The sequence below is a fragment of the Micromonospora sp. NPDC048063 genome, from assembly GCF_043202855.1.
In the GTDB taxonomy this organism is placed as follows: domain Bacteria; phylum Actinomycetota; class Actinomycetes; order Mycobacteriales; family Micromonosporaceae; genus Micromonospora.
In genome coordinates this window covers 587824-613432 of record NZ_JBIDBG010000003.1, presented here as the reverse complement: position 1 = coordinate 613432, position 25609 = coordinate 587824, and the positions used below count along the sequence as shown (strand labels likewise).

Below are 25609 nucleotides of genomic sequence, written 5' to 3'. Positions count from 1 at the left end.
CCCATTGATCATGAAGTTGTTGTCCTCGACACCGGCGTGTCGCGCAACAACTTCATGATCAACGCGGGGAGCAGGCGGGTGGGTGGATGGTCGAGAGGGGCGGCTGCGTCAGCAGCCGCCCCTCTCCCGTCCGGGGGGTCAGTCGCGTTCTACCTGGTGGCCGACGACGGTGGGGCCGAGCATGACGGCGAAGCCGGAGCCGTCGCGGCGCGGGTCCGCCGCCGGCAGTTCCACCGGCTCGCCGGTGGCGGTCGCGCCCACCGGGCGCGACCCGACCCAGGCGACCACCACGTCGGTCTCGCCCTTGAGGAAGCGATGGGCGCGCACCCCGCCGGTCGCCCGCCCCTTCGCCGGGTACGCCTGGAACGGCGTCACCTTCACCGTGGCTCCCGTGGAGGTGACCACCATCGGCTCGCCGTTACCCGGGTCGTCGGTGCGGACCGCGCCGAAGAAGACCACCCGGGCGCCGGCCGGCAGGTTGATGCCCGCCATGCCGCCGCCCTTGACGCCCTGCGGACGGACCAGCCCGGCGGGGAAGCGCAGCAGCGACGCCTCCGAGGTGACGAAGGTGAGCGTCTCCGCCCCGTCGGTGAGCCAGGTCGCCCCGACCACCTCGTCGCCCTCGCGCAGGCCGATCACCTCGAACTCGTCGGAGCGGACGGGCCACTCCGGCGCGCAGACCTTGACCACGCCCTGCCGGGTGCCCAGCGCCAGCCCCGGTGAGCCCTCGGCCGTCGGCCCCAGCGGCGCCAGCCCGACCACCGTCTCCCCCGGCTCCAGCGGCACCAGCTCGGCGGCCGCCATCCCGCCGCGCAGCGACACCGTCCCGGCCTGCTCGGGCAGCACCGGCAGCGGCAGCACGTCGACCTTGAACGCGCGGCCGGCGCTGGTCACCAGCAACACCCGGCCCCGGGCGGTGGAGTGGGCGATGGCGCGTACGGCGTCGTGCTTGACGCGGCCGTGCCGCCGGCGCCCCTCGGACGCCTCCTCCGACTCCGCCGCGGTCCGGGCGACCAGCCCGGTCGCGGAGAGGATCACCTGGCACGGGTCGTCGGCGACCTCCAGCGGGCCGGCCGGCACGGAGGCCGCCAGCACCTCCTTGAGGTCGCCGTCGACCAGTGTGGTGCGGCGCGGGGCGCCGAACTGCTTCACCACCGCAGCCAGCTCGTCCGAGACGACCTTCTTCAGCACCTTCGGGTCGTCGAGGATCGTGGAGAGCTGGGCGATCTCCGTGCGGAGCTTCTCCTGCTCGGCCTCCAGCTCGATCCGGTCGTACTTGGTCAGCCGGCGAAGCGGAGTGTCCAGGATGTAGGTGGCCTGGATCTCGGAGAGCCTGAACTTCTGCATCAGGCCGTCCTTGGCGGCCTGGGCGTCCTCGCTGGCCCGGATCAGCTTGACCACCTTGTCGATGTCGAGCAGGGCGATCAGCAGACCGTCGACCAGGTGCAGCCGCTCCTCGCGCTTGCGGCGGCGGTAGGAGCTGCGCCGGGTCACCACCTCGTAGCGGTGGGCCAGGAAGACCTCCAGCAGCGCCTTCAGCCCGAGGGTCTGCGGCTGCCCGTCGACCAGCACCAGGTTGTTGACGCCGAACGACTGCTCCAGCGGCGTGAGCCGGTAGAGGTCGGCGAGCAGGGCCTGCGGGTTGACCCCGACCTTGCACTCGATGACCAGGCGGGTGCCGCTCTCCCGGTCGGTGAGGTCCTTGACGTCGGCGATGCCGGTGAGCCGCTTGGTCTTGTTGACCTCGTTGGTGATCGCGGCGATGACCTTCTCTGCGCCGACGCCGTACGGCAGCTCGACGACCGTGATCGCCTGCCGGCCCCGGCTGCCCTCCAGCGGGCCGATCTCCACCCGGCCCCGCATGCGGACCACGCCGCGCCCGGTCTCGTAGGCACGGCGCACCTCGTCGAGCCCGAGCAGCAGGCCACCGGTGGGCAGGTCGGGCCCGGGGACGAACTCCATGAGCTTGTCCAGCGTGGCGTCCGGGTGGTTGATCAGCCAGCGGGCGGCGGAGACCACCTCGCCGAGGTTGTGCGGGATCATGTTCGTCGCCATGCCGACCGCGATCCCGGACGCGCCGTTGACCAGCAGGTTGGGGAAGGCCGCCGGCAGCACGGTGGGCTGGGTCAGGGAGCCGTCGTAGTTGGGCTCCACGTCGACCGTGTCCTCGCCCAGCTCGCCGACGAGCAGCATGGCCTCCCGCGACATCCGGGCCTCGGTGTAGCGCGCCGCCGCCGGCCCGTCGTCCGGGCTGCCGAAGTTGCCGTGCCCGTCGATGAGCGGGGCGTTGAGCGAGAAGTCCTGGGCGAGCCGGACCATCGCGTCGTAGATCGCGGTGTCGCCGTGCGGGTGGTACTTGCCCATCACGTCGCCGACGATGCGGGCGGACTTCACGTGCCCCCGGTCGGGGCGGTGCCCCTGCTCGTGCATCGACCAGAGGATGCGCCGGTGCACCGGCTTGAGGCCGTCGCGGGCGTCGGGCAGCGCCCGCGAGTGGATCACCGAGAAGGCGTACTCCAGGTAGGAGTCGGAGACCTCGGTGACCAGCGGGTTGTCGAAGACCCGCGCGCCGGCCTGGTCGAAGGCGGACAGGTCCACCTTGGCGCGGTCGTCCTTGCGGCGTGCCATCGGTCAGCTCTCTTCCGGACGGGTGGTGGCGGGCCTGGTCATGCGTCGATCGCCTCGCGGTCGACCCGGTCGGCGGAGTCGATCAGCCAGTTGCGGCGCGGCTCGACCTTCTCCCCCATCAGCAGCTCGAGGATCCGCTCGGCGGCGTCGACGTCGTCGAGGGTGATCCGGCGGACCGCCCGGGTGGCCGGGTTCATCGTGGTCTCCCACAGCTCGTCGGCGTCCATCTCGCCGAGACCCTTGAAGCGCGGGATCGGGGTGACGATCTGCTTGCCGGCCTTCTCCAGCTTGCGGACGGTCGCCTCCATCTCGGCCTGGGTGTAGGTGTAGATCGTCTGCGGGTTGCGCCCCTTCGTGGTGATCTTGTGCAGGGGCGGCATGGCCGCGTAGAGCCGGCCGGCCTCGATCAGCGGCCGCATGTAGCGGGCGAAGAGCGTGATCAGCAGGGTGCGGATGTGCGCGCCGTCCACGTCGGCGTCCGCCATGATCAGCACCCGGCCGTACCGCAGGGCCGACAGGTCGAAGGTGCGGCCCGAGCCGGCGCCGAGCACCTGCACGATGGCGGCGCACTCGGCGTTGTCGAGCACCTGCTGGAGGTTGGCCTTCTGCACGTTGAGGATCTTGCCTCGGATCGGAAGAAGCGCCTGGTATTCGGCAGATCGAGCAAGCCGGCCTGTCCCGAGGGCGCTGTCGCCCTCCACGATGAACAGCTCGCTGCGCTCGATGCCCGCCGCGCGGCAGTCGACCAGCTTGGCCGGCATCGACGCGCCCTCCAGGGCGGTCTTGCGCCGGGCGGCGTCCTTCTGCTGCTTCTGGGTCAGCCGCACCCGGGCCGCATCGACGATCTTCTGCAGGACCGTACGCGCCTCGGCCTTGGTCCTCCGGTCCTCCAGCCAGGACTTCAGGTGCTGCTCGACCAGCGACTGCAGCACCTTGGTGATGCCGGCGGTGGAGAGCTCGTCCTTGGTCTGCGAGGTGAACTGCGGCTCCGGGATCCGGACGTGGACGACCGCCGTCATGCCCTCCAGGACGTCGTCCAGGGTGGGCGGGTCCTCCTTGGCCTTCAGCAGGCCACGGGTGTTGCGGACCGCGTCGGCGAGGGTGCGCGCCAGGGCCCGCTCGAAGCCCTTGCGGTGGGTGCCGCCGTGGGCGTTGCGGATGGTGTTGGTGAAGCACTCGACGGTGCGCTCGTAGCCGGTGCCCCAGCGGAAGGCCACCTCGACCTCGGCCCGCCGCTGCACGTTGGACTGCATGACCCCGTTGGCGTCGGCGGCGTTCTCCCGGTAGGTGCCCTCGCCGGTGACCAGCAGCGTGCCGGAGACCGGCCGGTCGCCGGCCGGGGCGAGGAACTCCACCATGTCGGTCAGGCCGTTGGGGTAGTGGAAGCGCTCCTCGGTCGGCTCCTCGCCGGTGTGGTCGCGCAGCGTGTAGCTCACGCCGGGGACCAGGAAGGCCGTGTTGCGCAGCTTCATCCGGACGGCGTCCGCGTCCAACGCGGCGCCGGTCTCGAAGTAGCGCGCGTCGTGCCACCAGCGGATCGAGGTGCCGCTGCGCTGGCCGCGCTTCATCGCGCCGACGATCTGGAGCCCGGGGCCCGGGGTGAAGGCCGCCTCGGGGCCGTCGCCGTCGAAGATCCCCGGCACGCCGTGCCGGAACGACATCGCGTGGATCTTGCCGCCCCGGCGGACCGTGACGTCGAACCGGCGGGACAGGGCGTTGACCGCCGAGGCGCCCACGCCGTGCAGGCCGCCGGAGGTCTTGTAGCCGGAGCCGCCGAACTTGCCGCCGGCGTGCAGCCGGGTCAGCACCAGCTCGACGCCGGAGATGCCGGACTTGGCGTGCACGTCGGTGGGGATGCCCCGCCCGTCGTCGTCGACCTGGACAGAGCCGTCGGCGTGCAGCGTCACCTCGACCTTCGAGGCGTGGCCGGCGACGCCCTCGTCGGTGGAGTTGTCGAGGATCTCGTTGACGAGGTGACCCACGCCACGGCTGTCGGTGGAGCCGATGTACATGCCGGGCCGCTTGCGGACGGCGTCCAGCCCCTCGAGGTGCGTGAGGTCGTCGGCCCCGTACAGGGTCTCAGGCTCTGCGGTCAACTGGTCGTACTCCCAGGTCTCGGCGGTGTGGTGCCGCGTCCGACATCGGCGGTCGGCCGGCGCGCCGCAGCGAGCCTAACCGGGAGATGCGACAGGACGACGGCGCCCCGCAGCGAGGCCCGCACCACGTCGTGTGGTGCGGGCCTCGGCGGCGTCGTCGCGTGGTCTGTCCGGATCCGGCGCCCGGCGGCGCCGTGACCGGTTCGCGGGTCAGCCGGCCGCGGGCGGGTCCACCTGCACAACAAGGGAGCCGTACCCGACGTTCCCGGCACTGTCCACGGCCGCCACGTACAGGGTGTTCGTGCCGTACGCCGGGGTGGTCAGCGTCACGGAGACGGTCTTCCCAGGGTAGCCGAGAGTGGTGCCGGCCTCCGCCTCCTCGGTGGGCGGGCTGGTCCAGCCGTAACGGAACATCACCACGTCGGGGTCGGGCGAGCGGAGCTTGTAGGTGTAGAACTGGCCGGGCGGGGCGGGGTTGGTGACCGGGTCGACGGTCACCGTCGGGGGCTGGTCGTCGACGGTGAACTCGCACCACGCCGACCAGGGGCTGAGCAGGCCGTACGGCGCGGGGTCGGTGCTGCGGGCACGCCACGCGTACGCCTTGCCGCCGAGGACGCCGGTCACGGGCGCCGTGGTGGAGCGGGCGCCGGCGGTCACCGCCGAGCCGGCCGGCGGGGTCAGCCGTGGCGTGCTGCTGTCGTAGCTGCCCGAGGCCGGGATCTCCAGCAGCTCGTACGCGGTCTGCAGGATCTGGCCGGCGTCCGCGTCGGGGAAGACGGCCGACAGGGTCGGCGGGGTCGCGAGGGCGACCCGGTCGCCGGTGACGCAGGCCTGCCCGCCGACCTGGAGGCCGGTCGGCTGGCCGGGCAGCGAGTCGTAGTCGACCACCAGGCGGGCCTCGTCCGGGTAGAACTTCTTGTACCGGTTCTGGTCGCCCTCGCCGGTGCCGGCCGAGTCGCTGCACGCGCAGAAGCCGAACGTGATCGAGGTAGCGCCGGTGGCGGCCTGGGTCCGGATGGCCGCCGTGACGTTGCTCCCGGCGAAGTTCATGATGGCGTCAGGCTGCGGACTGGTGACGCTGGCGCACGCGCTGGCGCTGGCGCTGGCCCTGAGCGTGGTCAGCGTTGGCGCCCAAGCGGTGCGCGGGGTGGTCGCGATGGGCGCCGACTGGTACATGTAGGTCGGCGTGGCGAAGCAGCTCCAGGAGTGGTCCAGCTTCATCCGCACGTATGCCGACTGGATGTGCTTGCCGACCAGGCTGCTGGTCGGAAACTCGAAATACGAGCGGTAGGTGCGGTTGCTGTCGGGGAGGAACCCGACGATGGCCCGGGTGGTGTCGCTGTTGGTGAAGTTGTCGCTGGTGGCGTACGCCCAGCGGGACGCGCCTGAGGACCAGGCCGGGTCGATGTAGACCGGGAAGCTGGCCCGCGCCGGGTCGAGCAGGCCCGGCGTGGGGCGCAGCACCAGGTCGCCGGCGGCGTCGATCGCGGTGGCGACCGGGGCCGTCCGGGCCCCCGCGCCGGGGCCTGCGGCGGAGGACTTCCCCGCGGCCGACCGGCCGGTGACGGAGGTCGCGGTCGAGTCCCACATCTCGGCCGGCGCGCTGCGTGCCACCTCGGCCGTCCCGGCGAGCGCCCGCAGCGAGCCGTCGGCGTCGCGCCGGACCCGCACGTCGCCGCCGAGGTCGAAGCGGATCTCCCGCAGGGCCGGGTTCGCGGCCGCCTGCGGGGTCTTCACCGTGAGCACATGGGTGAAGCCGGTGTGGGTGGCCCGGAGCACCAGGTCCACCCCGGGCAGCACCTCGGGATAGGTGGCGGCGTCCCCGCTGACCACCGGCGCGGGCAACTCCCCCGGCCAGGCGAGGGTCAGGGACTTCCCACCGCTGGTCAGCGTGGTGGCCGGGCCGCGACCGCCGGCCGAGAACCGCACGTCGGCCGGGGAGACCGCCGGGCGGAACCCGCCCGCGCCGTCGGGGCGCAGGGTCAGGTCGACGTCGGCCCAGGACCCGTCGCCCTGGCGGACCCGCTGCGGGACGGCGGCGGTCTCGGCGACGAAGCCGCCGGAGGGCTTGGCGAAGACCTGGGTCAACTCGGTGCGGGCGGAGAGGACCTCCACCCGCTGGCCGGTCCGCTCGGCCGCCGCGGCGGCCCGCGCGGCCTCGGTGGTGCCCGTACCGGCGGCGGCCGGCGGCGCGGCCGACACGGGCGGGGCCAGCACGGTGGCGCCGAGCGCCGCCGCGAGCCCGCCGGCCATCAGGCGGCGTACGGATCGTTTCTGGACCTGGACAGCGTGCATCGAGCGGCCGACGGCCACCGCAACCCCCGTGGAAGTAGAAAGCCGGACGCCGGAACTGTAGAGACGCACTTCGACCGGTGTCCATAGCCGTCACATCCTGTGAGTACAAGCGGGACATAGGCCCTCAGGACAGCCGCCGTACCGCCGGATGATCGACGTTCCGTCATGGCACCCGGTGGCCGCCGCGATGCGGTGTGGTCGACGCCGGGGAGGGGTCGCCGCCAGGTGGAAACGGACCGGTGCACCAGGGCGGGCGCGTCCCGCAACGGACCATTCCGCGCCGAGCCATTGACGTCCGTCGTGCCGAGGTGATGGGATCGCGACCGAGAGGATCTTTCACATTTCGATGTACAGATGGAGGACGTCATGTCCAGGTTCCGTCGTACGACTCTCGCGGCGGCGCTCGCCGTCGCCGCCGCCGCACTGTCGACCGCCGTCGGGCTGCCCGCTCCGGCCGCGGCGGCGCCACCCACCGCCGCGGTCGCCCTCGGCGACAGCTTCATCAGCGGCGAGGGCGCCGGCGCGTACACCCCCGTCGTCGACGTCACCGGGGTCGCCCAGGGCTTCCCGGGTTGGACCGCGCCCAACAGCAACGCGTTCTTCTGCCACCGTTCGGCGAACGCCTCGCTGCACCGGGCGAGCCTGCCGGGCATCCAGGACCGGTTCAACCTCGCGTGTTCCGGCGGGCAGCCGCACGACATCGCCACCGCCTCGTCGGCCCGAGCCGGCGGCCGGCAGGTGGCCGCCCAGCTCGACCAGCTCCGCGCGGTCGGCCAGACCCACGACATCGACCTGGTGCTGCTCGGCCTCGGCTCGAACAACAGCTCGTTCACCTTCGGCGACGTCGCCGAGAAGTGCGCCAACCGGTTCATCGCCGACGCCTGGACCGGCTGGTGGGAGTTCTGGGCCTACCTGGGCGGGCCGGTCGAGCAGGAGCCCTGCACGGACGCCGACCTGGCCACCGCCGCCCAGTGGAGCGCCGCGACCGCGGAGACCACCTCGGCCGTACGCCAACTGCTCACCACGCTGCGCGAGATCGACGCCGACGGCCAGCACCGGATCGTCTTCCAGGACTACACCAACCCGCTGCCGTTCGACCTGGAGCCGAGTTTCCACAGCGAGGACAGCCGGGACGACACCCGGGACAAGTTCCGCGCGCTGGGTGCCGAGCGGTACGCGGCCGGCTGCCCGATCCACCGGGCCAGCCTGCCGCCGGGGCACCGCTTCTCGCAGGGCCTGGGCACCCTGGTGCGGTCCACCCGCGACGCCCTGGCCGCCGAGTTCCCCGGCGCGGACCTGGTCCACCTCAACGTGCAGCGGGCCTTCGACGGCGCCCGGCTCTGCGAGTCGGGGGCCAGCCCGACCGGGGCGCTGGCCACCCCGATCCGGCTCCAGGACAGCCCGCCGAACGGCGTCTTCGTCACCAGCCTCGCCGGCAAGGACAAGATCGCCATCCAGCGGATCGCGAACACCTGCGTGAGCTACTTCCAGACCTGCCAGGAGTCCTGGCACCCGAACGCCGCCGGCCACCAGGTGCTCGGGCAGTGCCTGACCGGCGCCGCCGCCACCGGCGCCCGCTCCGTGGCCTGCGTCCGCGCCGCAGACGGCTCCGTCACCGTGTCCTGACCGCGACCGCGTCCCGGAACCCCGTGCCGCCCGGCGCGGGGTTCCGCCGCGTCCACGCCCGGATCAGTCACGCCCCGGGGCGGGCGCGGGGCAGGCCGAGGGCGAGCAGCACCGGACCGGTCGGCCCGTCGACGAGGCCGCCGAGGGTCACCCCGTCCAGCACGGCGAGGAAGGCATCACGGGCCCGACGCAGCTCGTCCCGGAGCCGGCAGGCCGCGCGCAGCGAGCAGGCCGGCTCGTCGCAGGACACCACCTCGTCGTCGCCCTCGAACGCCCGGACCACCCGCCCGACCGTGGTCTCGTGGCCGCCCTCGGCGAAGGCGACCCCGCCGGAGCGGCCCCGGATCGTGACCAGCACGCCGAGCCGCTGCAACCGCTGCACCACCTTCGCCACGTGGTTGCGGGGCAGCGCCAGTTGGTCAGCCAGCTCGTCCACGGTCATCCGCCGTGGGTTCGCAGCGGTGAGCATGGCGATCCGCAGCGCCATGTCGGTGGACCGGTTGAGCTTCACGTCCCGACCCTAGCCAGCGCCGACGCGCCCCACCACGGGCCGACGGACGCGATCTGTGATCCACCCGACCCCCGACCCGGGACCTTCGGCCCTAAAGAGGTATCTCGAATGCCTGTTTTGCTGGCATGGCCCGAGCGGTTCAGCGCATAAGGAGACAAGTCGTGCTCTCGGAGTCCTCAACAGCAGTGGTGACGGCGACCCTGCCCGCCGTACAGGCGCACGGCGAGGCGATCACCGGCCGGTTCTACCAGCGGATGTTCGACGCCCACCCGGAGCTGCTCGACATCTTCAACCGCGGCAACCAGGCAACCGGGGCGCAGAAGGCCGCGCTCGCGGCCTCCGTGGTCGCGTACGCGGAACACCTGACCGGCGGCAGCAACGCGCCGTGGGGCCCGATCCTGGACCGGATCGCGCACAAGCACGCCTCTCTCGGCATCACCCCCGGCCAGTACACGATCGTCGGCCGGCACCTGCTCGCCGCCGTCGGCGAGGTGCTCGGCGACGCGGTCACCCCGGAGGTCGCGGCGGCCTGGGACGAGGTGTACTGGCTGCTGGCCTGCGAGCTGATCGCCCGGGAGGCCCGCCTCTACGTCGGGGCGGGGCTCGCCGAGGGCGCGTCGGTCTGGCGGAACTGGCGGGTCACCGGTCGGGTCACCGAGGCGGTGGACGTCGTCTCGTTCACCCTGGTCCCGGCCGACGGCGGCCCGGTGCCCACCTTCGTCCCGGGCCAGTACGCCTCGGTCGCCGTCGACCTGGACGAGGGCCGCGGGCAGCAGATCCGCCAGTACAGCCTCTCCGGCCGGCCGGGGGCCGACCACTGGCGGATCACCGTCAAGCGGGTACGCGGCACCGACGCCGGCCCCGACGGCATGGTCTCCACCTTCCTGCACGAGCACGTGGCCGAGGGCGACACCCTCCGGCTCAGCCCGCCCTTCGGCGAGGTCAGCGCGGTGGCCGGGGAGGGCCCGCTGCTGCTGGTCAGCGCCGGCATCGGGCTGACCCCGGCGATGTCCGCCCTGGAGCACCTGGCGGCCACCGAGCCGCACCGCCCGGTGGTGCTGGTGCACGCCGACCGGGCCGGCGCGGCGCACGCGTTCCGCGGCGAACTGCCACGCCTGCACGCCGCGCTGCCCAACCTGCGCACCGCCCTGTGGTACGAGGACGTCACCGACGCCGAGCTGGCCGGGCTGGCCGCCGAGGTGGCCGGCGGCCGGGTCGACCCCGCGTTGATCCCGCTCTCCCCCGACGCCCACGTGCACCTCTGCGGGCCGCTGCCGTTCATGAACACCGTCCGGGGTGGCCTGCTGCGGCGGGGGGTGCCGGCGGAGCGGATCGCCTACGAGGTGTTCGGCCCGGGCATGCTCCGCGACGACCGGAACTGACCCTCCGCGACCGACCGGCCACCGGTGGTGGGGCTGCTCACCCCACCACCGGCCGGGTCCCCGCCGCCGGCCGGGCGGCCCGCCGAGAACTCGGCGGGCCGGCGGTTAGGCGACAGGGCCGGGGGTAGGGGACTCCGCATGCGGGTGCGACGGGCTCGCGGGGCGACACCGTCCGCGGCGCGACCCGTTCCCGGACGACCGGGCCGGCCGATGGAGGAAGACATGCGCATCGCGATGATCTCGGAGCACGCCAGCCCGCTCGCCGTCCTCGGGGAGGCCGGCGGGCGGCACACGCGGGTGGCGGAGCAGGCCGCCGCGCTGGTGCGCGAGGGGCACGACGTCCGCGTCTACACCCGCCGGGAGTCCGCCGCCCAACCCGACACCGTGTCCACTCCGGACGGCTACCAGGTGTGCCACGTGCCGGCCGGGCCGGCGCTGCGGTTGCCCGGCAGTGAGCTGATGCCGCACCTGGGTGAGTTCGGGCGCTGGCTGGCCGGTCAGTGGCGCGACGGCGACTGGACGCCGGACGTGGCGCACGCCCATCACTGGATGAGCGGCCTGGCCACCCTGCACGCCGGCCGGCGCACCGGGGTCCCGGTGGTGCTGACGTACCACTCGCTCGGCACCGTCGCACGGCGGCAGCAGGGCGCCCGGGACACCAGTCCACCAGGCCGGATCGGCTACGAGCGGGCCCTGGGCCGGGCCGCCGACCGGGTCGTCGTGCAGTGCCAGGACGAGATCGGCGAGCTGGTCCGCCTCGGCGTGCCCCGGTCCCGGATGGTGCTGGTCCCCTGCGGGGTCGACCAGGAGCTCTTCCGTCCCGACGGGCCCGTCGCCCCGCGCGACCCGACCCGCCGGCGGATCGTCACCGTCGGCCGGTTGGTGGAACGCAAGGGCTTCCAGGACGTCATCCGGGCCCTGCCGGCCGTCCCCGACGCGGAGTGCGTGGTGGTCGGCAGCCCGCCGGCGCGGTCGCTCCCCGCGGACGGCTTCGCCCGCCGGCTCCGGGCGCTCGCCGAGGCCTGCGGGGTGGCCGACCGGGTGAAGCTGGTCGGCGCGGTGCCCCGCACGGAGTTGGCCGCCTGGTACCGCTCGGCGGACCTCCTGGTGGCCGCCCCCTGGTACGAGCCGGTCGGGCTGGCCCCGCTCGAGGGCATGGCCTGCGGCGTGCCCGTCGTCGGGTCGAATGTCGGCGGCATCGCCGACACGGTCGTCCACGGCCTCACCGGCGACCTCGTGCCGCCCCGGGACCCCCGGGCGTTGGGCACCGCGATCCGCCGGCTGCTCGCCGACAAGGTCCGCCGCTTCGCGTACGCCACGGCGGCGCTGGACCGGGTCCGCAGCCGGTACTCGTGGAAGCGCTGCGCCGAGCAGTTGAGCGCGGTCTACGCCTCGGTCAGCACGGTCGGCCGGACCGCCCCGGCCCTGGCCTGACAGCCGACGGCACGGCGGGCGCCGGCGACGCGGGTGATCCCCACCACCCCTCGGTTACCCGCCGGTAGCCTCGGGCCGTAGCCTGGGGCGATGAACGCGACGGGGGAATACCGGCAGGAGTTCGTCGAGGTCGACGGGGCCCGGATCGGGCTGCAGGTCTACCCCGAGCCGGACGGCGTCGCCGACGCGCCGCTGGTGCTGGTCTCACCCGCGATGGGGGTGCGCGCCCGCTACTACCGGCCGTTCGCCGCCGAGCTGCGCGCCGCCGGCCTCGCCGTGGCGGTGGCCGACCTGCGGGGCACCGGGGAGAGCACGCCCGCGCCGAGCCGCGCCTGTCGCTACGGCTACGCGGAACTCGCCGCCGACGTGGGCGCCGTGCTGGCGGCGCTCAAGGCCCGGCGGGACGGGCGGAAGACGGTGCTGCTCGGGCACTCCCTCGGCGGGCAGACCGCGCTGCTGCACCTCGCCGTGCACGGCGCCCACGACGTCGACGGGCTGGCCCTGGTCGCCGTCGGCATGCCCTGGTGGCGCAGCTACCCGGGACTGCGCGGGTACGGCGTCCTGCCGTACACCCAGGGGATCGCGGCGACGGCCCGGCTGCTCGGCGTCTGGCCCGGCTGGGGCTTCGGCGGCCGGCAGGCGCGCGGGGTGATCCGGGACTGGGCGCACACCGCGCGGACCGGCCGCTTCCCGCGCCTGGGTGGGGTGGACGCCGAGGCGGCCGTCCGGGAGCTGCGCAGCCCCGTGCTCGCGGTCAGCGTCGACGACGACCAGTACACGCCGCACGAGACGCTCGACCACCTCTGCGCGAAGCTGGCCGCGGCGCCCGTCGTGCGCGAGCGTTACACCGCGGCGCAGGCCGGCGCCCGGATGGACCACTTCACCTGGGTACGCGCCGCCGCGCCGCTGGCGGCCCGGGTGGCCCGCTTCGCCACGGACCTGCCGGCCCGCTGAGGCGTCCTCGGCCGACCGTTGCGCGCCACGGTCGGGTCGGTCCCGCCGACGTCACGCCCGCACGCCTCCCCGGGCGGCGTGCCGTGTGCCCGCCGCCCGGAGCCCGGTCACTCGTCGGTCTCGACGGGCACCATCTCGCCGTCCCGCTCGACACGGGTCTCGCCGCGCTCGGGCGGCGGCGGCACCTGGGACGTCGTCTTGCGCGGATCGTTGCCCGGGTGCATCAGCACCGCGTCGGTGGAGGCGGTCTTCTCCCGGCTCTCGTCGGGCTGCGACATCCTCTTCCCCTCTCGCTCGGATCGTCCGTCCCGCGATCTACCCGCACCGGCCCCGCCGACTCCTCCCGGCCGCGCCCCGTCGCCGGTGCGACCGCCCGTACCCGCCGCCGCCCGGACGGGTCCGCGCCGCGGCGCGGCGCGGCCACGCCACCGGTTCCCGGTCTTCCCCGGAATCCGCGTGACCGCGCCCTATCGGCAGGTGACGGACGGGCATAGCCGACCGGGCGGCGGGTATGCCGCAGCGCCCAACACGGTGGAAGGGGATCAGATGTCCGAACGGCACACCGCACTGCGCTCGATGCACGATCTGGGCCTGGCGGCCTGGTTCGGGGGCTCCCTGATGGGAGCGTTCGGCGTCAACGGCGCGGCGGCACAGATGAACGACTCGACCCAGCGGTTGCCGATGGCCTCGGCCGGCTGGGCCCGGTGGACGCCGGTGAACGCCGCCGCCATCGGGGCCCACCTCGCGGGCGCCGTCGGCGAACTGGTGACGGAGAGCCCCCGGGTGGCGGCGCAGTCGGGTGTCGCCCGGGTCAGCACGCTGAAGACCGCGCTGACGGTCGGCGCGCTGGCGGTGACCGGCTACAGCCGGATGCTCGGCATGAAGCTGGAGAAGGCCGGCGGCCCGTCGGTCGAGGGGGTCACCGAACCCAATTCGCAGACCCCGTCGAACGTGGCGTCCTGCCAGCGGAAGATGCGGATGCTCCAGTGGGCGGTGCCCGCGCTGACGGGGGCGCTCATCGTGGTGACCGCGTACATGGGCGAGCAGCAGAAGCCCGGCGAGGTGTTCCGGGGGATGCTCGGCCGCGCGGGCGGGCTGCCGAAGGGGATGGGCGCGGTGATGGCGATGGGCGCGGCGGCCAAGAAGAGGCGGATGGCGATGTCCGGTCGCTGACCGGGCGACGTGCCCACCGGCGTCCCGCCGACTCCTCGGCGGCGGGGCGCCGCTCCGCGTCCGGAGTCGGGCGCGGCGGGTCCGCCCGGCACGACCGCGCCGGGGCGCCCGCGCAGGCATGACCGGCCCCGGGACGGGCAATCGGGGCCGGTAGCGGCGGACCCGACCAGCGAGGTGACCATGGCGGCAGGAGACGGACGCAGCGGGGGCAGGCGCACACCGGAGTCGATCACCCCGTGGGTGACCAGGGACGGCTTCGACGCGGAACCGCCCTGGGGCACCGGCGAGCACGACCCGATGGACGAGGGCAGTGAGGAGACCGCCGTGCCGGAGGGCCGGCGCGGGGACCGCCGCGCCGGCGAGCCGGCGGGGCCGGCCGGGAAGGGGGGCCGGCACGGATTCGGGCCGACCGAGCCGACCCGTACGCTGCCGGCCGGACCCGGCGCGCCCCCGGACCCGGCGCCGTCCCGGCGGACCTTCCCCGACGCCGCCGACGTCGAGGAGCGGACGGAGGACGCGCTACGGACCCGGGGCCGGCGCTCCTGAGCGACGTGGGCGGCGGCGCGGTACGTCCCGGCCGTCCCCGGCCTCGGGGCGCGGCCCGGTCAGGCCCCGGGTCCCGCCGCGCGCAGCAGCCGGAGCTGACCGATCTCGGCGACGTTCTTCATCAACTCGGCGTTGACCCAGCCGAGCATGTGCATCACCGTGTGCTCGGTGTCGTCCTGCCAGGGGAGCGATGCCGTGCGGTCGAGGTCGGCGTCGGTGAGGCGGTCGAGGACACCGAGCCACTCGGTACGCAGGCCGCGCAGCCACGCGACCGTCGGCTCGCCCGCGCCCGGCCACTCCACGTCGGCGCGCTGTCGTGGCGGCTGCCCCCGGAGGTGGTCCGTGGTGACCGTCCACCACCAGCCGATGTGCCAGGTCAGCCAGCCGATCGTCGGGACCGGTACCGGGTCGGGTTCGGTGTCGGCCCAGTCGGGCGTCCAGCCGCCGTCGGGGCCGCGACGCACCGTCCAGCAGAGCCCGGCCGGCTCCCAGAGGAAGTCCGCCGGCTCGATGCGCTCGAGGTGGTATTCGAACAGCGACCACGTCAGGTCGAACTGCCAGCGCAAGAGCGCGCGAGAGGGTGCCGTCACCCGGCGATCATGCCGGAGCCCGCGCGGCCCGGTCGACGCAATTAGCCCCGCGGGGCCGGCCGACCCGGGTCGCACGCCCGCCGTCAGGAGGGCGACGCCGCCCCCGCCCGCGCCGGGCGGACCCGCCCCACCGGTTCGACGCCCAGCAGTTCGGCCAGCCGGTCCGCGTCGCGCTGGGCCTGGTCGCCGCAGCAGTTGTTGAACAGCACGTGCAGCTCGCCGGCCTGCCCGGCCAGCTCGGTCAGCAGCTCCGACCAGCGGCGCAGTTCCTCGTCGCCGTACGCGTAGCGGAACTTCTCCTGCTTGTCCCCCGTCCCCCAGGCGCTGCTGTGCCCGTGGAAGCGGACGACCGCCAGCTCCGCCGTGGCGAACAGGATGGGCGGCACCGACGAGGGGTGCCCCTGCGGCATGTCCACGCAGACGAACGACAGGTCGCGCTCCCGCAGGAAACCGAGCGTGTCCAGCGCCGCCGTGCCGTCGAACCAGGACCCGTGGCGCAGCTCGACGGCGACCCGCCACGGCCGGCAGCGCTCGGCCAGCTCGGCGATGCGGCGCTCGGCGGCGGCGCCGCGGGCCAGCCACGGCGGGAACTGGAGCAGGACCGCGCCGAGCCGGTCGGCCGCCGCGATCGGGTCGAGCGCCGCCCGGAACCGGTCCCACAGCTCGTCGTACGCGGTCGCCGGCAGGTCCCGGCGCCGGATCCGGCTCGGACCGCCGGCCGGGCGCAGGTCGCGGGGCAGCGCCGCCACCGGGGTCGGGTGGCCCGTGAAGAGGCTGAAGGCCTTGACGTCGAAGGTGAACCCCTCCGGCGTGGCGTCGACCCACCCCTGCGTCGTCTCGGGCACGGGCACGGCGTAGTAGGAGGTGTCGACCTCGACCAGGGGAAAGCGCCCGGCGTAGAAGCCGAGCCGGCCGGCCGGGGTGTTCGCCGCACGCGGGTACCACCCCGAGCGCAGCAGCATCTGGTCCGCCCAGGACGACGTGCCCACCTTGATGACACCCATGTGGTTCAGTGGATCGCGGATCGGACGAATCGGCAACCGGTGGCGGAAAGCCGGCACGCCAGGACGCGGTTTCTGTCGGTGGCCGGCCCTATCCTGAGCCCGTTCGGACGTCCGTGAAGAGGGGTGGCGGGATGACCACGACAGAGCAGCTGACCGGTGAGCGGGCCGACCTGGTGGAGACGCTGCGCCTGCACCGCGGCTTCCTCCGACAGACCGTCGCGGGGCTCACCGACGAGCAGGCCGCGACCCGCAGCACGGTCAGCGAGCTGTGCCCGGGCGGCCTGATCAAGCACGTGACGCAGGTCGAGCACCGGTGGATGCGGTTCGCCGTCGGCGGCGCCGAGGCGATGAACAGTGAGCCCCTCGACTGGGCCGCCCAGTTCCGCATGCTCGACGGCGAGACCCTCGCCGGGCTGCTCGCCGACTACGACCGGGTGGCCGCCGCGACGGACGAGCTGGTCGCCACGCACGACCTCGACGCCGTCCACCCGCTGCCGCAGGCCCCCTGGTTCGAGCCCGGCGCGAGCTGGACGGTCCGCCGCGTCCTGCTGCACCTGATCGCCGAGACCGCCCAGCACGCGGGGCACGCCGACATCCTCCGCGAGGCCATCGACGGCGCCAAGACCATGGGCTGACGCCCCCCGCGCGGCCCGCTTCCCGGCCCGGTGGTTGTCGGACGTCACACTCCATTCCGTGTGACGTCCCGGCATCTGGCGGCGCTGAGGGACACGAGATGAAAGCACACCGGATGGACCAGGAGACCGTCGAGCGACTGCTCGGCGGTCCGGTCGTCGACCCGCGGGACGCTCCGCAACCTGTCGCGTCGCTCCTGACGGCGGTCCGTGCCGCACCCCGCGCGGCTGAGCTCGCCGGGGAGGACGCCGCGGTACGGGCGTACCGGCTGGCGCGGGCCGGCACCCCCGTCGGCAGTCACGAGCGGAGTCGGGGCCGCGCCCTCGCCGGCTTCGGCGTTCGCGCCGCGCTGGCCGGTGTCGCTCTCGCCGTCACCGGCGGGGTGGCCTTCGCCGCGACCGGGGGCACCTTGCCCGGACCGCTGCGTGGCCCCGCCCCCACCACCGCCACACCCGCGCCGCCTCCGGCCGTCTCCCCCACCGCGGGTCCCGGCCGGCCGTCCGCGCCGCCCACCACGACGCAGGGCCGGCCCGACCCGAGCGCGTCCGTGGCAGCGCTGTGCCGGGCCTACCGGACGGACGGCGACGGCCCGGGCCGCGCCCTGGACAAGCCGGCCTTCGACGACCTCGTCCGCGCGGCCGGCGGCCGCGGCAAGGTGGCCGGCTACTGCGACCGCCTGCTGCCCGGCGAGTCGGCGGTCCCCGGGGCATCGGGCACACCGGTCGACCGGCCCGACGGCACCCCGACCCCCCAGCCGTCCGGACGACCCACGACATCACCCTCCGTCCCGGCCGGCCGACCCTCGGCGCCCGGCAACGTTCAGATCTCGCCCGGCAACATCCAGATCTCGCCCGGCAACGTCCAGCCTTCGCCCGGCAACATCCAGGTCTCGCCCGACCACGGTCGCCCCACATCGCGCAGCGACGACGGGCGCTGACCCAGATCGGCCCGGCTGATAGCTTGCCCCGATGAGTCTGCGGCGTCGACGCGTGGCGATGCTCTTCCGCGTGGTGATCGTGATCAGCGTGCTGGCCGGGATCGTGCTCACCGCGCTGGGTCCCGCCACCGTCACCGGCCTGCTGCCGTACTTCACCATCCAGAGCAACGTCGCCGTCGGTCTCCTCGCCGGATACGCCGCCTGGCTGGCCTGGCGGGACCGTCCCGAGCCGCCGTCGCCGCTCAAGGGCGCGGTCACCCTCTACATCACCATCACCGGCGTGGTCTACCACCTGGTGCTCGCCAACCCCGCCAGCCCGTTCGCGATGCCGCAGCCCGACCGCGCGTTCGGCGAGGCGCTGGGCAACCAGTTCCTGCACACCGTCGTGCCGCTGCTCGCGGTGGCGGACTGGGCGCTGTTCGACCGGCGGGGCCGGCTCCGCCCGCGGTATGCGGCGTGGTGGCTGGCGTTCCCGCTGGGCTACCTCGGTTTCGCGCTGGTCCGTGGGCTGGTGGTCGAGCGGTACCCGTACCCGTTCCTCGACGCCGGGGAGCTGGGCTACGACGGGGTGGGCGTCAGCGCGGTCTTCTTCGCCGTCGCGTTCTGGCTGCTCGGCCTGCTCTTCGTGGGCGTCGACCGGGGCCTGGCCCGCCGGGCCGGACCACCGGCCGCCCCCGCCGCGCCCTCGTCCGGGACGGCCGCCCCGGCGCAGCGGTCGGCGGCCGTCGATTCCGCCCCGGTGTCGGGCGCCACCCCGGGCGGCCGGCCCGACGCGCCGGCCGTGCCGTGACGACCGCGCTCCCGGCGACCGTCGCAGAGCTGTACGCCGTCTTCGACCAGTGCCCAAGGCCAGCGGTGCGGGCTCGGCATCGGGCCGCACCTGTCGGTGTGGGCAGCCGACGGTTCGGAGCAGGACACCGGCGGGGGTGAGCCCGACTCACCCGGACGGGGTGAGACGCGGGAGGCGGCCAGCACCGCGCCGCTCGACGTGGCGCAGCGCTGCGGCCACCGGAAGGCGGATCGTTTGACCGGGCGCTGAGCGGGCAGGCGGCGGGCAGAGCCGGAAACCGGAGGACAGGAGACATTCATGCGCGCGCTGCGGTTGCCGAACTGGAAGTCGGAACCCGAGTTGGTCGAGGTCGACGAGCCGACCCCGGGCCCCGGGCAGGTGGTGGTGAAGATCGGGGCCGCCGGCGCGTGCCACTCCGACCTCCACCTCATGCACGACTTCGAGGCCGGCGCCGTGCCGTGGAACCCGCCGTTCACCCTCGGCCACGAGAACGCCGGCTGGGTGCACGCCCTCGGCGACGGGGTCACCGGGCTGACGGTGGGCCAGCCGGTGGCCGTCTACGGCCCGTGGGGCTGCGGCACCTGTGCGCGCTGCCGGGTGGGCATCGACCCGTACTGCGAGAACATCGCCGAGGCGCCGGTGCCCGGCGGTGGCGGCGGGCTCGGCCTGGACGGCGGCATGGCCGAGTACATGCTGGTGCCGCAGGCCCGGCAGGTGGTGCCGCTGCCCGAGGGGCTCGATCCGGTGCTGGCGGCGCCGCTGACCGACGCGGGCCTCACCCCGTACCACGCGATCCGCCGTTCGTGGGCGAAGCTCGGCCCGACCAGCACCGCCGTGGTGGTCGGCGTCGGTGGGCTCGGCCACGTCGGCGTGCAGATCCTCAAGGCCACCACCGCGGCCCGGGTGATCGCGGTGGACACCCGCGAGGAGGCGCTGAAGCTCGGCGAGGAGTGCGGCGCGGACCTGACGATGCTCTCCGGCGAGGGCACCGCCCAGGAGATCCGCCGGGCCACCGGTGGCCGGGGCGCCGACGTGGTGCTGGACTTCGTCGGGGCCAACCCCACCCTCGCGCTCGGTGCCGCCGCCGCCCGCACCGTCGGCGACCTCACCATCGTCGGCATCGGCGGGGGCATCCTGCCGGTGAGCTACTTCGGCGTGCCGTACGAGGTGAGCATCCAGACCACGTACTGGGGCAGCCGGCCGGAGCTCATCGAGGTGCTGGAACTGGGCGCCCGGGGCCTGGTGAAGCCGAAGGCCAGCACCTTCCGGCTCGACGAGGCGGTCCTCGCGTACCGGAAGATGGCCGACGGCACGCTGGAGGGCCGGGCCGTCGTCGTGCCGTGACCACCACGTCCTAAAGTGATCATGTGGTCGCGGCGCTGGAGCTCTACCTGGACACCGACGCCACCCGGCGAATCCGGGTGCTCTGGGACGCGCTGGAGGCCGAGGGCGTGCAGAGCATGCGGTCGCTGCTGGAGCAGCGCCACCGACCGCACGTCTCGCTCGCCGTCGCGCCCCGCTTCGACCCGGAACGGGTCGCGGCGGCGCTGCGCGGCACGGTGGTGGCCGCGCCGCTGCGGCTGAGCTTCCAGCACGCCGGTCAGTTCGTCGGGCGGGTGCTCTGGCTGGGCCCGACCCCCACCGCCGAGCTGCTCGCGCACCACGCCGAGGTGCACGGCCGGCTGGCCGAGGCCGGCATCGGGCTGGTCGAGCACTACCAGCCGGGGCGCTGGGTGCCGCACTGCACGCTGTCGATGCGGGTGCCGAACGCGCTGATGGCCGCCGCCGTGCGCCGCTGCCTGGAGGTGCTGCCGCTGGAGGCGACCGTGGTCGGCGCGGCCCTCACCGACCACGCCCGGAGCATCTCGGTCCCGCTGCCGTAGCAGCTCGGACCGGCTGACCGCCGGCGCGCCGCGTCGAGCCCGCCGGTGCGCCACCCCGCCCCAGACCCTCGCCGGAGCGCCGCAGCCCGCCGGGTGCGCCGTCATGACCGGGCGGCGACGGGGTGCGGCGGGTTCTCGGCGGGCGGGGCGTCCCTGGCCGCCGCGCCGCGCCGGGTCAGCGCCACGCCGGCGAGCACGACGACCATTCCGACGACCGTACGCGGCGTCAGGCCCTCGCCCAGGAACACGGCCCCCAGCGCCACTGACACCACCGGCAGCAGGTATCCGACGGCGGCGGCGTTCGTCGCGCCCTCCTCCGCGACGACCCGGAAGGTGAGGTGGAATGTGATCGCCGTGCAGAGCACGCCGAGGACGACGACGGCGACGGCGGTCGCCGGGGTGGGCCGGGGCACGACCAGGCCGCCGGCGGGCAGGGCGAGGACGCTCCACCCGGTGGCCGCCACGAGCTGGGCGGCGGACAGCGCGATGGTGGGGGTGCCCCGGCCGGCCAGCTCGCGGCCCATCCAGGCGAAGCCGACCGCGTAACTCGCGGCGGCGCCGAGGATGGCGAGCGAGTCCACGCTGACGAGCCCCGCCCGGCCTGAGGGCGCGAAGATCGTCAGTACGCCGGCGAAGCCGAGCAGCAGCCCGGTCAGTCGGACCGGACGCGGCGCCCGCTCCGTGCCGAGGGCGACCCCGAGCAGCACCGACCAGAGGGGCGTCGTGGCGTTCAGCACGCCGGCCACCCCGGAGTCGACGGTCCGCTCCCCCACGCTGAACAGGGCGAACGGCAGGGCGTTGCAGAAGAAGGCCGCGACCACCAGGCGGCCCCACGTCGCCCGGTCGCGCGGCAGGCGGTGCCCCGCCCAACGGCAGGCGACCAGCAGCGCGGCGGCGCCGAGGGCGCACCGGGCGACGGTGACCTGGGCCGGGGACAACCCCTCCAGGGCCACCTTGATCCACAAGAAGGTCGAGCCCCACAGCAGGGCCAGTACGCCCAGCCGCAGCAACGCCCACGGTCCGCCGCCCATCGCCGCCCCCCGTCTCGCCCGCTCCGCCGTCCCGGTCCACCGTGCCCGGGGCAACCCAACAGCACAAGTGAAGGTTTCTGCCGAACTGTTAAGGTCTGCTACATGCTCGACGTACGGCGGATGCAGGTCCTGCGCGCCGTGGTGACCAGCGGATCGGTGACGGCCGCCGCGGCGCACCTGGGCTACACGCCGTCCGCCGTCAGCCAGCAGATCGCCGCGCTTGAGAAGCAGGCCGGCACGACGCTGCTGGAGCGGTCCGGTCGGGGCGTGCGCCCGACGGCCGCCGGGCGGCTGCTCACCGAGCACGCCGCCGTCATCGGCCGGCACCTCGCCGAGGCGGAGACCGCCCTCGCCGAGTTGCGGGCCGGACGCACGGGGCGGCTGGCGGTCCGCTACTTCGCCACCGCCGGAGCCGCCCTGGTGCCGCCGGCGTTGGCCCGCTTCCGCCGCGAGCACCCCGACGTCCGCGTCGACCTCCGGCTGGTCGACCCCGACGATCCGCTGCCCGAGGTGGAGCGGGGCGAGGCCGACCTGGCCATCGTGGTCCGCCGCCGGGGGCAGGCCCGCGACGGCGTACGGCTCGTCCATCTGCTCGACGACCCCTACCTGGTCGTCCTGCCACGGGAGCACCGGCTCGCCGGCGCGCGGGTGCTGGACCTGACCGACCTCGCCGACGAACCCTGGGTGGGCAGCGAGCCCGCCGGCCCGTGCCGGGAGGCCGTGCTGGACGCCTGCGGCGCGGCCGGCTTCAGCCCGGCCGTCGCCGTCGAGAGCGAGGACTACCCGACCACGCAGGCGTTCGTGGCCGCCGGGCTCGGGGTCGGGGTGGTCCCGCGCACCGCGCTGGACAGCCCGCACCCCGACGTGGTGGTCCGCCCCCTGCGCCACCCGCGGCCGGTCCGGGCGATCCACGCGGCCGTCCGGGAGGCCGCGCTGGACCAGCCCGCCCTGCGCGGCCTGCTCGACGCGCTCCGGCACGCCGCCGCCGCGCGCCGCTGACACCTCCGCGGCCGATGCCGCGCGCCGCTGACACCTCCGCGGCCGGCGCCGCCGCCACGCGCCGCGTCCGCCGGCGTCGATCTTCGCCGGCAGCAGCCCCCGACGGGGACTCCGGCGGGTCCGCAGGCCGCCGCGACCCGTGGCTTGTCCGTGGCAGACCCGCGGGTGGATCCTGTAGGGAATCGACAGAGACGGATCTATCGGAGGTTCGGATGCGTCGTCTCCCGCTCGCCCTGCTCCTGCTCGCCGCGCTGCTGCTCGGCCTGCCGGCGCCCGCCCACGCCGCCCCCGACCACGCCGACGCCGCCCGCGCCGCGGCCACGCTCGCGGCGGTCCGCACCCCCGGCACCGCCTGGGGACTCGACCCGGCCACCGGGCGGATGACGCTGACCGTCGACGACACCGTCTCGACCCGGGATCTGGCGGCGCTCCGGGCGACCGCCGCCCGCGCCGGGGCGCTGCTGCGCCGGGAGCCGGGCCACCTGCGCGTCCTCATCGCCGGCGGGCAGGCCGTCTACGGCGGCGGCGGACGGTGCTCGCTGGGCGCCAACGTCCGCAGCGGCACCACCGCCTACCTCGTCACCGCCGGCCACTGCACCGTCGCCGCCTCGACCTGGTACGCCGACAGCGCGCAGACCACCGTCCTCGGCACCCGGGCCGGCACCAGCTTCCCCGGCAACGACTACGGTCTGGTGCGCTACACCGGCGGGATCGCCCACCCCAGCGCGGTCTACACCCACCCCGGGCTGCTCACCGTCTACGGCGCCGGCAACGCCTACATCGGCCAGGCGGTCTGCCGCAGCGGCGCCACCACGGGCGTACGCTGCGGCAGCGTCACCGGGCTCAACGCGACCGTCAACTACGCCCAGGGCACCGTGACCGGCCTGATCCGGACCAACATCTGCGCCGAGCCCGGCGACAGCGGCGGGCCCCTCTACGTAGCCGCGACCGGCACCATCCTCGGCATCCTCTCCGGAGGCAGCGGCAACTGCGCCACCGGCGGCACCACCTACTACCAGCCGATCACCGAGATCCTGGCCGCGTACGGCCTGGCGATTCCCTGACCGACCGGGCCTTGCCCGCCGCCGGCCGTTCGGCCGCCAAGGCGCGGGTCGACCTCCACGGGCCCGGCCCGGCCCGAACGGCGGGTCGGGCCGGTCCGGGCGTCAGCCCTTGCGGCCGGTGGTGGCGATGCCCTCGACGAAGTGGCGCTGGGCGAGGAAGAACAGCACCAGCATCGGCACGGTCGCGACGACGCTGCCCGCGAGCACGATCTCCCACTGCTGCTCGCCGCCGTAGCCGAAGCGGTCCAGCACCACCTTCAGCCCGCGCGGCAGGGTGTACAGCTCCTCGTTGCGCAGGTAGATCAGCGGCTTCATCAGGTCCGTCCAGCTCGCCTTGAACTCGAAGACGAAGGCCACCAGCAGGGCGGGACGGATCAGCGGAAAGGCCAGCTTCCAGAACAACTGCGGGTAGCTCGCCCCGTCGACCCGGGCCGCCTCGAAGTACTCGCGGGGCAGCGAGAGCAGGAACTGCCGCAGCAGGAAGATGTAGAACGCCGAGCCGAACAGGTTGCCCGCCCACAGCGGCACCTGGGTGTCGGTCAACCGCAGCTCCGACCAGATCAGGTACGTCGGGATCATGGTGACCGCGAACGGCAGCATCATCGTCGCGAGCACCAGCCCGAACAGGATGTCCCGCCCGGGGAACCGGAAGTACGCGAACCCGAACGCCACCCACGCGCTGGACAGCGTCACCGCGACCGCCGCCGCGACGCCGACCACCAGGCTGTTGAGCAGCCAGGTGACCATCGGCACGGCCTGCCACGCCTCGGCGTAGTTCCCCGGCGCGAACGGGGTGGGCAGGAACCCGGTGGAGAAGACGTACTCACGGGGCCGCAGCGAGGCGCTGATCAGCCAGACGAACGGCGCCGTGAACAGCACGGCGGCGCCGACGAGCGCGAGCACGAGCAGCACCCGCTGCCAGACCGGCCGCCCGGCGTCCTCGGCCGCCGGCCGGCGCTCGACGGCCGACGGCACGGCGGCGGCCACGGGGGCGGCGGCCGTCCGCTCGATCGCGGCCGTCACGACCGGCCTCCCTCGGTCCGGCGCGCGCGGGCCATACCGCGCCGCCCCCGGTGCCCCGTCACGGCCGGTCTCCCTCGTAGTACACGAAGCGGTTGCTCAGCTTCACCTGCACCAGCGTGATGATCAGGATGATCACGAAGAGCAGCCAGGCCATCGCGGAGGCGAAGCCCATGTGCAGGAACTGGAACGCCTCCTGGAACAGGTGGATGACGTAGAACGACGCGGCGTCGCTGTTGAACGAGCCCTGCGTCTGCCGGTTGCCGAAGTACATGGTGTAGACCTCGGTGAACATCTGCAGGGACGCGATGGTGTTGACGACCAGGGTGAAGAAGAGCGCACCGGAGATCATCGGCAGCGTCACGTGCCGGAACCGGGCCCAGCCGCCGGCGCCGTCGATGCTCGCCGCCTCGTACAGGTCGCGCGGCACGTTCTGCAGGGCGGCCAGGTAGATGATCACGGTGGAGCCGAGGCTCCACAGGCTCATCAGGACGATGCCGGGCATCACCCAGTCGGGGTCGGTGGTCCAGCTCGGACCCTCGATCCCGAGCAGGGCGAGGCCGCGGTTGATCAGGCCGTCCTGGGTGTTGAGCAGGAGCAGGAACAGGATGCCGACCGCCACCGCCGGGGTCATCACCGGCAGGTAGAAGACGGTACGGAAGAAGCCCTGCAACCGTCCCACCCGCTTGAGCAGCAGCGCCAGCCCCAGCGAGATGGCCATCACCAGCGGCACGTGCAGGGCCGTGTAGTAGACGGTGTTGCCCAGGCTGCGGGCCACCATCGGGTCGGCCATCAGCTCCCGGTAGTTGTCCAGGCCGGTGTACCGGGGCGCGTTGATCACGTCGTACTCGGTGAGGCTGAGCCAGGCGCTGGCGATCATCGGCCCGGCGTTGAAGACCAGGAACCCGACGATCCAGGGCGCCAGGAAGACGTACGCCCAACGCGCCTCCCGCCGGGCCAGCGGCGTACGACGCCGCCGGCCGGCGGGGGCGGGGACGGTGGTGGTGGCCATC

23 protein-coding genes are annotated in these 25609 nt (G+C 74.2%); 13 read left to right on the top strand and 10 right to left on the bottom strand.

Annotation, left to right across the window (positions count from 1 at the left end):
• Positions 1–138 precede the first annotated feature (138 nt).
• The 3 genes from ACGFZ2_RS11210 to ACGFZ2_RS11200 all read right to left on the bottom strand — a co-directional run bounded on the left by ACGFZ2_RS11210 (position 139) and on the right by ACGFZ2_RS11200 (position 7019).
• Entirely contained in the window at positions 139–2628 is a 2490-nt protein-coding gene (locus tag ACGFZ2_RS11210) for a DNA topoisomerase (ATP-hydrolyzing) subunit A (protein WP_393452366.1), read from the bottom strand.
• A gap of 38 nt (positions 2629–2666) precedes the next feature.
• Positions 2667–4724, bottom strand: a complete 2058-nt coding sequence (locus ACGFZ2_RS11205) for a type IIA DNA topoisomerase subunit B (RefSeq protein ID WP_393452363.1) — start codon at positions 4722–4724, stop codon at positions 2667–2669.
• A 210-nt stretch (positions 4725–4934) separates the two neighbouring features.
• The gene (locus ACGFZ2_RS11200) at positions 4935–7019 is read right to left on the bottom strand and encodes a hypothetical protein (RefSeq protein ID WP_393452360.1); all 2085 of its coding nucleotides are present in this window, start codon (positions 7017–7019) and stop codon (positions 4935–4937) included.
• Between the two features lie 366 nt (positions 7020–7385).
• Between ACGFZ2_RS11200 and ACGFZ2_RS11195 the strand changes: the two genes are divergently transcribed.
• Positions 7386–8645, top strand: coding sequence for a hypothetical protein (locus ACGFZ2_RS11195; protein WP_393452357.1), 1260 nt, complete (start codon positions 7386–7388; stop codon positions 8643–8645).
• A gap of 67 nt (positions 8646–8712) precedes the next feature.
• Here ACGFZ2_RS11195 and ACGFZ2_RS11190 read toward each other — a convergent pair whose 3' ends face one another.
• Positions 8713–9156 carry an RrF2 family transcriptional regulator gene (locus ACGFZ2_RS11190; protein WP_393267666.1) on the bottom strand — a complete coding sequence of 148 codons (444 nt, stop codon included), beginning with the start codon at positions 9154–9156 and terminating at the stop codon, positions 8713–8715.
• A 125-nt stretch (positions 9157–9281) separates the two neighbouring features.
• On the opposite strand from ACGFZ2_RS11190, the gene ACGFZ2_RS11185 reads away from it, so the two are divergent.
• The 3 genes from ACGFZ2_RS11185 (at position 9282) to ACGFZ2_RS11175 (ending at position 12926) form a co-directional block, all read left to right on the top strand.
• Positions 9282–10538: a globin domain-containing protein gene (locus ACGFZ2_RS11185; protein WP_393267669.1), complete on the top strand. Its 1257-nt coding sequence runs from the start codon at positions 9282–9284 to the stop codon at positions 10536–10538.
• 222 nt (positions 10539–10760) lie between these two features.
• Complete coding sequence (locus ACGFZ2_RS11180) at positions 10761–11972, top strand: glycosyltransferase (protein WP_393452354.1); 1212 nt, start codon at positions 10761–10763, stop codon at positions 11970–11972.
• 90 nt (positions 11973–12062) lie between these two features.
• Positions 12063–12926 (top strand): alpha/beta fold hydrolase, encoded by an 864-nt coding sequence (locus ACGFZ2_RS11175; RefSeq protein ID WP_393267674.1) that lies wholly within the window; start codon positions 12063–12065, stop codon positions 12924–12926.
• Positions 12927–13033: 107 nt separating this feature from the next.
• Here ACGFZ2_RS11175 and ACGFZ2_RS11170 read toward each other — a convergent pair whose 3' ends face one another.
• On the bottom strand, positions 13034–13204 hold the full coding sequence (locus ACGFZ2_RS11170) for a hypothetical protein (RefSeq protein WP_350706584.1): 171 nt from the start codon (positions 13202–13204) through the stop codon (positions 13034–13036).
• 268 nt (positions 13205–13472) lie between these two features.
• Here ACGFZ2_RS11170 and ACGFZ2_RS11165 point away from each other — a divergent pair, with 268 nt between their 5' ends.
• Both ACGFZ2_RS11165 and ACGFZ2_RS11160 read left to right on the top strand, forming a co-directional pair.
• A complete protein-coding gene (locus ACGFZ2_RS11165; protein WP_393267678.1) occupies positions 13473–14099 on the top strand; it encodes a hypothetical protein in 627 nt (208 codons plus the stop codon).
• A gap of 180 nt (positions 14100–14279) precedes the next feature.
• The gene (locus tag ACGFZ2_RS11160) at positions 14280–14645 is read left to right on the top strand and encodes a hypothetical protein (protein WP_363704184.1); all 366 of its coding nucleotides are present in this window, start codon (positions 14280–14282) and stop codon (positions 14643–14645) included.
• 59 nt (positions 14646–14704) lie between these two features.
• Here ACGFZ2_RS11160 and ACGFZ2_RS11155 read toward each other — a convergent pair whose 3' ends face one another.
• Both ACGFZ2_RS11155 and ACGFZ2_RS11150 read right to left on the bottom strand, forming a co-directional pair.
• Positions 14705–15235: a DinB family protein gene (locus ACGFZ2_RS11155; RefSeq protein ID WP_393452351.1), complete on the bottom strand. Its 531-nt coding sequence runs from the start codon at positions 15233–15235 to the stop codon at positions 14705–14707.
• 83 nt (positions 15236–15318) lie between these two features.
• Positions 15319–16239: a DUF72 domain-containing protein gene (locus tag ACGFZ2_RS11150; RefSeq protein ID WP_393452348.1), complete on the bottom strand. Its 921-nt coding sequence runs from the start codon at positions 16237–16239 to the stop codon at positions 15319–15321.
• Between the two features lie 131 nt (positions 16240–16370).
• On the opposite strand from ACGFZ2_RS11150, the gene ACGFZ2_RS11145 reads away from it, so the two are divergent.
• The 5 genes from ACGFZ2_RS11145 to ACGFZ2_RS11125 all read left to right on the top strand — a co-directional run bounded on the left by ACGFZ2_RS11145 (position 16371) and on the right by ACGFZ2_RS11125 (position 20482).
• Positions 16371–16874: a DinB family protein gene (locus ACGFZ2_RS11145; RefSeq protein ID WP_393452345.1), complete on the top strand. Its 504-nt coding sequence runs from the start codon at positions 16371–16373 to the stop codon at positions 16872–16874.
• Positions 16875–16972: 98 nt separating this feature from the next.
• Entirely contained in the window at positions 16973–17809 is an 837-nt protein-coding gene (locus tag ACGFZ2_RS11140) for a hypothetical protein (protein ID WP_393452342.1), read from the top strand.
• 31 nt (positions 17810–17840) lie between these two features.
• Positions 17841–18599, top strand: coding sequence for a Pr6Pr family membrane protein (locus ACGFZ2_RS11135; protein ID WP_393452339.1), 759 nt, complete (start codon positions 17841–17843; stop codon positions 18597–18599).
• 297 nt (positions 18600–18896) lie between these two features.
• A complete protein-coding gene (locus ACGFZ2_RS11130) occupies positions 18897–19943 on the top strand; it encodes an NAD(P)-dependent alcohol dehydrogenase (RefSeq protein WP_393452336.1) in 1047 nt (348 codons plus the stop codon).
• A gap of 23 nt (positions 19944–19966) precedes the next feature.
• Positions 19967–20482 carry a 2'-5' RNA ligase family protein gene (locus tag ACGFZ2_RS11125; RefSeq protein WP_393452333.1) on the top strand — a complete coding sequence of 172 codons (516 nt, stop codon included), beginning with the start codon at positions 19967–19969 and terminating at the stop codon, positions 20480–20482.
• A gap of 101 nt (positions 20483–20583) precedes the next feature.
• Here ACGFZ2_RS11125 and ACGFZ2_RS11120 read toward each other — a convergent pair whose 3' ends face one another.
• Complete coding sequence (locus ACGFZ2_RS11120; protein WP_393452330.1) at positions 20584–21513, bottom strand: DMT family transporter; 930 nt, start codon at positions 21511–21513, stop codon at positions 20584–20586.
• A gap of 102 nt (positions 21514–21615) precedes the next feature.
• Between ACGFZ2_RS11120 and ACGFZ2_RS11115 the strand changes: the two genes are divergently transcribed.
• Both ACGFZ2_RS11115 and ACGFZ2_RS11110 read left to right on the top strand, forming a co-directional pair.
• Positions 21616–22512: a LysR substrate-binding domain-containing protein gene (locus tag ACGFZ2_RS11115; RefSeq protein ID WP_393452327.1), complete on the top strand. Its 897-nt coding sequence runs from the start codon at positions 21616–21618 to the stop codon at positions 22510–22512.
• A gap of 212 nt (positions 22513–22724) precedes the next feature.
• On the top strand, positions 22725–23576 hold the full coding sequence (locus tag ACGFZ2_RS11110; protein WP_393452324.1) for a S1 family peptidase: 852 nt from the start codon (positions 22725–22727) through the stop codon (positions 23574–23576).
• 102 nt (positions 23577–23678) lie between these two features.
• Here ACGFZ2_RS11110 and ACGFZ2_RS11105 read toward each other — a convergent pair whose 3' ends face one another.
• Positions 23679–24599, bottom strand: coding sequence for a carbohydrate ABC transporter permease (locus tag ACGFZ2_RS11105; protein ID WP_393452322.1), 921 nt, complete (start codon positions 24597–24599; stop codon positions 23679–23681).
• Positions 24600–24657: 58 nt separating this feature from the next.
• Positions 24658–25608 (bottom strand): carbohydrate ABC transporter permease, encoded by a 951-nt coding sequence (locus tag ACGFZ2_RS11100; RefSeq protein ID WP_393452319.1) that lies wholly within the window; start codon positions 25606–25608, stop codon positions 24658–24660.
• Position 25609: the final 1 nt, after the last annotated feature.